Source organism: Anaerosporobacter faecicola (genome assembly GCF_012070565.1).
GTDB classification, from domain to species: Bacteria; Bacillota; Clostridia; order Lachnospirales; family Lachnospiraceae; genus Anaerosporobacter; species Anaerosporobacter faecicola.
The window spans coordinates 96,406-104,327 of sequence record NZ_JAAQRO010000042.1 but is presented as its reverse complement, the minus strand read 5'-3'; the positions used below and the strand labels follow the sequence as shown (position 1 = coordinate 104,327).

Sequence of the window (7,922 nt, the reverse complement as noted above, 5' to 3'; positions counted from 1 at the left end):
TAACTTTCCATCAAAATATTCTTTGCATGCTGCTAGCCTTATTTCTGTCGTATATTTGGACATAAAAATTTCCCCCTAAGTAGATTTGGTTATTTACCTTGTCTACTTAAGGGGAATCATATCATTTATCCACTTCGCTATTTTCGTGTTTTGTTTTGCTTCACCTGTCAGTCTTGACAGACGGCTTTTGCCACACAAGAATTACTATAGTATATATTGTATAAAATAGTATGGGTGTATCAGATATATCAATTATTTACATATTAGTACCAATATACAAATATTTTTGTATATAATATACAAAAAATGCATGGACTGTGAAGCTTGATATATTGAAACTATACAATATATATGGTATAATATACAAATATCTTACATAGTGATGAAAGTCAAATAGTATATATTTGTATGCAATAGTCTTACAAAATAAGAAGATTTGGCTAAACAACCAAAGAATAGAATTATACTTGTAAAATACGAAGTATAGTTCAGAATTACATAGGATGAAAGGGAGCGTTACATATGAAAAAACGGCAAAAAACCATTCGAACAAAATTATTAATCCCAATAGTAATCATTAATATGTTTGCCTTTGTATTTATGGGGGTATCTGTCTACAGAGGTGTGAGTAAAGAACTAATTAACGCGAAAAGAGACGCGGCTTTGTCGATTGCGAGATATACTTTAGGAAATATAGCAGTTGAAGATATAGAACACGTATCGCAAAATCTAAAACGAGATGATACGTACTGGTCAATATTTAATAAACTGGCCTATACCGAAGAAGTAACGGATATAACATATGCGTATCTCATCGGAAGGATGGATGACAGCTTTCGATATCTTGTAGTAACAACAGATACGGATGAAACAGCATTTGAACCAGTATACGATGAGTACCTTGATTTTACTAAGACCGTATTTGAAGATGTAGATTACTTTTCTTATGAGATAGACAAAACCGATTTTGGATCTTTATTATCAGCAACGGTGCCAGTATATTCGTCAGATGGAGAAGTTATTGCAATATTAGAAGTTGATTTTGATGCAACGGATGTAGTAAATGCAAGAAAACATCTATCCTTGATATTAGCAATAAGTTGTATTGTTGTTTCTTGTATATCAATAGTAATTGTCACTATAATATTGAATAAAATCTTAAGACGCTTAAAAACAGTAGGAAATAAGTTAGAAGATCTATCAAGTAATAATGGGGACTTAACGCAAAGGGTTAATATTAATTCAAACGACGAGGTTGGAAAAATTGGTAGAGAACTGGATAAAATGCTTGAATATATAAGAGATGTTATTAAGAACATATCAGGAGTATCAGAAAAACTGCAAGATTCAATGACAAGTTTGGAACAATCAACAGGAGAATCTACGGAAGGTGTTGAAAATGTATCTTCAATTATGCAAGAAATGAGTGCGATGATGCAACAAACGAATGCTAGTATAGAACAAATTGCATCTTCAATAACCGTAATGAAGCAGAATGTTGCAGACATCTATCAACAAGTTGATGATGGCCAGAAGCAAGCAAATGATATTTTAATGCAAGCGGAGTCAATAGTAAAAAATGCAAAATTACAAACAGAAGAAATGAAAGAAACAACAGAGCAGATAACTTCTTCTGTGAATAGTAAAATAGAAGAATCTAGAGCAGTAACCCAAATTGAAAAACTATCTAACAGAATTTTAGAAATAGCAGACCAAACACGGTTATTAGCACTTAATGCATCGATTGAAGCTGCAAGAGCAGGTGAAGCAGGTCGTGGATTTACTGTGGTAGCAGAAGAAATTTCGCAATTATCAAATAATTCAGCGCAGACAGCAAAAGAGATTCAAGAGATAAGTGCAATTGTTATTCAGGCAGTAAAAGAATTAGCCTCAGAGTCAGATAATATGATTAAGTTTGTTTCAGAGAAAACAATCGGTGGATTTAATGAATTACTGAATGTTGGAAATCAGTATCAAAACAATGCCAATGATATTCAGTTACTTTATACGGAATTGAAACAAAAAGCGAATCTACTAGAAGATGGTATGAATGAGATAAATCAGGCGACTCTAGAAGTTACTGAAACAATTGAAGAAAATACAAAGAATATTGGTCAAGTGGCAGATACAACAATTCAATTAAGCAATATGATTAATAACAATCATACTATGGCTAACACGAATATGGAGTTAATCAATGACCTAAATAATGAGATGAATAAATTTAAGTATTAATAAAGGGCATCCTGCTTTTTTGGGGTTTTAGTTTTGAGATCTTGTAAATACCTCCGTGATAAGAATACGTTTGCTAACGATAGGAAACATATTTTTTCACGGAGGTATTTTGTTGTATTCCAATGTCACAAGCAGCATTTACGAAGACAGGGGATTTCCCCTGCCTTTTTTGCTTTATACGAGGAAATTTTTGTAATTTAAATATCGTTTGCTATTTCCTTAAAATCGTCAAGAATTATGGTAGTAGCTGTGCTATACTTAGGTTAATTTATGAAGAGAACTTATTAAAGAACAAGGAGATGGATCATTTGCAATATTATGCCGTAATGAAAGCTGCAGTCATGTATATTGAACTACATATTGAACAGCCGAAAGTAGATATCAATGATTTTGAGCAGGCACTAGGATTTTCTTATGCTCATATCCGTGATATATTCCAAAAAGCAACCGGATATCCATTGGTGAGATATGTACAGATTCGAAAGATTATGAATTCCATGTTTGATCTACTCTATACGAGGGATCGAGTACTTGATATAGCAGTAAAGTATGGATTTATGAATCATGAGACGTATACACGTACCTTCCGAAGAATTACAGGCATAACTCCAATGGAGTATCGAAAATTACGGCCACATACTTCAGTGGAAGAACTTTATGATGGTGTTTATGGGATCAATCTACAGAATGTAAAAGGGAGTACAACAATTGGCAAGGCAAACGGAAACAGACAGGGGATTGAAACCGTGCTTTTTGGAATCCCAAAGATAGAACATGGAGAACAAGGGCTTACTCCCTATCCAATGTGTTTAAAATCGGTGTCAAACTATCTTGGTGAAGATGTGGACTATCCATTTATTATGGCTGCAAGTGGTGCAGCGTTTCGGTTAACATGGGATATTTCATGTTGGAATATGGGAAATGTGGATGTTTCCAACACATTTGATGAAGAAGAATATGTATATCAGGTCGGTGCAAAAGCACTTGGTAGAAAACTCGAGAAATTGGAACGGACACAAAAAACCACGAAAGAGGAATTTAAACAGTTTATAAAGTCTCACATTGATCGAGGGTTTCCGTGCATAGCATTGGGGATCATCGGACCACCAGAAGCAGGTATTATTACAGGATATCAAAAAGACGGAGACATTCTGATGGGGTGGAATTTCTACCAAGAAGATCCTATATTTGGCGGAGATGTACAGCTTGCAGAGAATGGATACTATATTTGCGATAACTGGTGGGAGAATACAGATACAAAGGCTGTATTCTGTATGGGAGAGAAAAACGAAAAGCCAATATGTACGAAGGAAATTCTTCAAAATGCAGTCAAGATTTTAGACGGTCATCAATATGGTTCCTACAAGAAAGGACTCTTTGCGTATGATGGCTGGGCAGATGCTTTAATGAATGAGAAGGAATTTCAGGATACAAGTAATCTTTCCTTAATGGTTGAAAAGCTATATACGCATGATGATGCAATTATATGCCTTCTTGATGGCAGAAGGGCTGCTTCTAACTACTTTAAGCAACTTGCTAGTACAGAAACGGAGCATCATAAGGAGTTTATCGAGTTATCTCAGATCTTCCATAATACCTACAAAATTGTAGAGCAGATTGCAGAAGTTCTGGGTGGAGGGAGTAACCAAAAGAACCTGATTCAAAAGTTTATGGAATATGATAATCGAAGAAGGATCATTTCGTTAATTCAAAAAGCAAAGCATTCCGATGAAAAGGCATTAAAGATTTTAAAAACCGTAACATTGTAGAAAGAACAAAACAATCGAACGAAGTAGCCACTACGAAAGAGTACGAATGAAAGGAGATTAAATGGCAAATGCAATTAAGTTACATAACGTGTGTGAGAATAATTTAAAAAATATCGATGTTGAAATACCGTATGGGAAACACACGGCAATCGTCGGTGTTAGCGGATCAGGAAAATCGACGCTTGCATATGATGTAATATATGCGACAGCACAACAGAAACTATTGGATTGTATGTCGGACCAAACAAGAGGATTGGTTACTAGAATGAAAACTCCGGATGTAGGAGAAATCGAAGGCTTATCGACGGTAATTAATTTGAAGCAAGTAATCCCAAATCATAATCCAAGATCAACAATCGGTACATATACAAGCATCGGATCCTACTTAAGAAGTTTGATTGCGGTTCACGGGCAATGCAAATGCTTATATTGTGGTGAGGTCTATGAACAAAGTAATCTGTATACACTAATAAAAGATCTAGAAGCTTTGAATTCGAATACCATCGTTGAAGTCTCCTTCCCTTACTTTTTTGATAAAAACACAGAACGTATGCAACAAGTAGATATGTTAAGAAAAAAGGGATATCAATCGATCTATATTGATCAAGTAAAACATAGTCTACGAGACTTTATTGAGCTTGATGATTCCATCGAATTTATTATGGTTGTAGAAAGTAAGTTCCTAGCAGCCAAGAGATTAAAGAAAAGCGATATTAATTATCTAAAAAGTGCCAGTGAACATGGAGATCATTTTATTGGACTTCATCTAATCGGAGATGACAGTGAGAATATCCAAGCATTCTATGCAAAATATGGATGTAAAGAACATCATATGATTACGCTTACTCTTGAAGCTTCCGATTTTTCATACAATGATATATCTTGTGCCTGCCCGGAATGTAAGGGGAGTGGCTTCAAGAGAATTCCTCATCCATCCAAGGTCATTCAAAATCCAAAAAAGAGTTTATGTCAGGGTCCTTTCTTTCAGGGAGTATATTCAGTAAAATATCCGTATAATTATATGCTACTATATAGTCTATGCTGTCATTATGGTTATTCTTTTGAACAACCATATGAAGAGTTGCCGCAGGAAGCAAAAAATCACATTATGTATGGGACAAAAGAGGAAAAATTTCCATTGTTGCGACCCGATGGATATGAAGAAACCATACCGAATTATCGTGGTGAAGTAGGAGATCTGGTTAGTTTCCAGGGAGTGCTAGATCATATTCAAGATATGTATCGTTGGACGCAACAGTCGGAGCTTACACCTGCACAGATACAGTTTTTTAATACCTATATGCATGAGATAGTTTGTCCCGAATGTAAAGGAACGAGATTAAAAAAGATAAAAGAATATGCCATGCTGAATGGAAAAACCTATTTTGACTTGGGGAAGATGGAATTCTCAGATTTACAGAATTTTATCCAAAACATAAAAACAAATAGTATGTCTGAAGCGATTCTCAAAGCATTAAACCAGCGTCTAGAGCTATTAGAAGAGATTGGATTGGAATATTTATCTTTTGAACGACGGATCGATACTTTGTCTGGGGGAGAATACCAGAGGCTTCGAATTGCAAACCAAGTGGGTTCCGGGCTGGTAGGACTTACCTATATCATTGATGAACCTACCGACGGGTTACATGGGTCAGATATTAAGAAAGTGATCCGCATTATTCAAAGACTGGTGGACAAAGGTAATACAGTTCTTACGATTGAACATAATTTTGATATTATTCGTACAGCAGACTATATCATTGAGATGGGACCAGGAGCAGGGGAGAATGGAGGAGAAGTCATAGCTTGTGGAACACTTTCAGAGATAGAAAAGAATCCACATTCTATTATAGGAAAATACTTAACCCAAAAGCCAGTATATCATATCAATAAGAATCCACTTTCAGTAAGCCCAGCGATTCAATTGGATGGAATAGAAGAAAACAATGTAAAGAATGGTTGTGTAAAGATACCAACCGGTAAAATCACCTGTTTCACTGGTGTATCGGGTTCTGGCAAAAGTTCCATTGTGTATGATGTGTTATATAAAATATTGTACGCACAACTCCATGATCATCGAGTGATTCCTGGAAAATATAAAACGATTCGTGGTATCGAAGAAATAAAAGATGTGGTTTGTATTGATCAATCGCAACTAAATGGGAAGAATACCTCAATACCAGCCTCCTATATTGGTATATTTGATGCAATCCGTGTACTTTTTGCAAGGAATGTTGAAGATGGAAATGAGCTACAGAATCAGAAATCCTATTTTTCTTTTAATTCAAAGGGTGCTTGCCCGTTGTGCAAAGGGAAAGGGTATATAGAAAACTATATACAATATTTTGGGGAGTCTAGAAATGTTTGTTCAGAATGTGGAGGCCAGCAATATACGCAAGAAGTATTGCAAGTGAAGTATCATGATCGAAATATCAAACAAGTCCTTGATATGACATTTAGCGAAGCACTACTGTTTTTTAGCGATCAGCAACGGATCCATGAGAAAATACAGCTTGCTTGTGATTTGGGGTTGGGATACATGCGGTTAGGACAGCCACTCAGTACAATATCGGGTGGAGAAGCGCAGAGAATGAAACTCGTGAAAGAGATGACAAGATACAAAAATAGAAAGAATATTCTTTACATATTTGATGAGCCAACAGTCGGATTGCATGCACAGGATGTAAAATATATTCTTGCTATAATGAAACGTATTACAGAAAACAATAACACTGTGGTTGTCATTGAACATAATACGGATATCATTTTGAATTCGGACTACATTGTTGATATGGGACCCGGGGGAGGAAAATGTGGTGGACATATCATGTTTTCTGGAACACCTTATGAGCTTTTAAGGAAGGCACAATCAAGAACAGCGAAGTATGTAAAGGAACAGTACCAATTAAATATATAGGATAGAAAAGCAGGTGAATCGATATATGGAAAATACAGCTCTGAGAGAAAACTGTATTCGTATTATTGAAAGAGTGAAAGATCGTCTATTAGAGAATAAGAAATGTATTGCAGCGTTTTTATTGGGAAGTATGAGTCATGACCAGATATGGAAATGGTCTGACATTCAAATTGCTGTAATCTTGGACGATGGCTATAAAGGAAAATCATGCTATCCGTTAGCAGATGAAGGTATGAATGTGATATTGAACGTATTTACCCTAAGTTCTTTTAAAGACTTTCTTCAAAATCAGGATGCGGATAATTATATCTGGAAAGCTTTTAGTAAAAGTACGAAGCTGTTTTCAAAAGATTTATTATTAGATGATTTAATGGAGGATGCTTTTTATATTGGCGATGTAATGCGACAGCAAGAGATGCTATTGGGGTTTTCTGGAGCCGTCTATTATCTTAACAAAGCAGAAAAGAACTTCTATGTGAAAGATAATTTAGAGAATGTGCTATATTTTATCCCACAGATTGCTGAGAACATCGCATGGATTGAGATATTTAATAGGAAGTTCGTTCCTGAACGGGAGCTGATTCCACAAGGAAAAGCATTGAATCCGGACTTATTTGAGAAAATCTACGATCCGCTATATCATAAGGTTGTTACCAAGGAAGTACTGCAATCAATTTTGGATTGTTGCGTGGAGTATCTTGAATCAATGACAGAACAAGTATATGAACCAGTGCTATCTTATTTGAAGATCCATGGCAATTTGGAGCATTTTACATATAATACGCGACCCCACGGATTTGGATTGAATTTTGATTGGTTAGTGAGAGTAGGAATTGTTGAACAATATGGTATTCAAGAAAAAATACCGATATGCAAAGAACCGGTATATCGATTAGATTATCGCTTAAAGAACGAGTAATAGAGAAAATTGATTATAAAACAACGAATGATGGTAGTAAAACAAAAAGAATTCCACGGTCGCCCCCGTGGGATTCTTTTTG

At 35.5% G+C, this 7,922-nt stretch carries 4 protein-coding genes; all 4 read left to right on the top strand.

Translation table 11 applies throughout. The features are described from left to right. Window positions 1-522 precede the first annotated feature (522 nt). Window positions 523-2,235 carry a methyl-accepting chemotaxis protein gene (locus HBB17_RS17520; protein WP_167958786.1) on the top strand — a complete coding sequence of 571 codons (1,713 nt, stop codon included), beginning with the start codon at window positions 523-525 and terminating at the stop codon, window positions 2,233-2,235. Between the two features lie 308 nt (window positions 2,236-2,543). Further along, window positions 2,544-4,004 (top strand): helix-turn-helix transcriptional regulator, encoded by a 1,461-nt coding sequence (locus HBB17_RS17515; RefSeq protein ID WP_167958785.1) that lies wholly within the window; start codon window positions 2,544-2,546, stop codon window positions 4,002-4,004. Between the two features lie 61 nt (window positions 4,005-4,065). Next, window positions 4,066-6,921 carry an excinuclease ABC subunit UvrA gene (gene uvrA, locus HBB17_RS17510; protein WP_167958784.1) on the top strand — a complete coding sequence of 952 codons (2,856 nt, stop codon included), beginning with the start codon at window positions 4,066-4,068 and terminating at the stop codon, window positions 6,919-6,921. A 25-nt stretch (window positions 6,922-6,946) separates the two neighbouring features. Next, a complete protein-coding gene (locus tag HBB17_RS17505) occupies window positions 6,947-7,840 on the top strand; it encodes a nucleotidyltransferase domain-containing protein (protein WP_167958783.1) in 894 nt (297 codons plus the stop codon). Window positions 7,841-7,922: the final 82 nt, after the last annotated feature.

Coding starts and splice junctions, on each gene's coding strand:
- HBB17_RS17520 (WP_167958786.1), top strand. CDS start 523: ATGAAAAAACGGCAAAAAACCATTCGAACAAAATTATTAATCCCAATA.
- uvrA (WP_167958784.1), top strand. CDS start 4,066: ATGGCAAATGCAATTAAGTTACATAACGTGTGTGAGAATAATTTAAAA.
- HBB17_RS17505 (WP_167958783.1), top strand. CDS start 6,947: ATGGAAAATACAGCTCTGAGAGAAAACTGTATTCGTATTATTGAAAGA.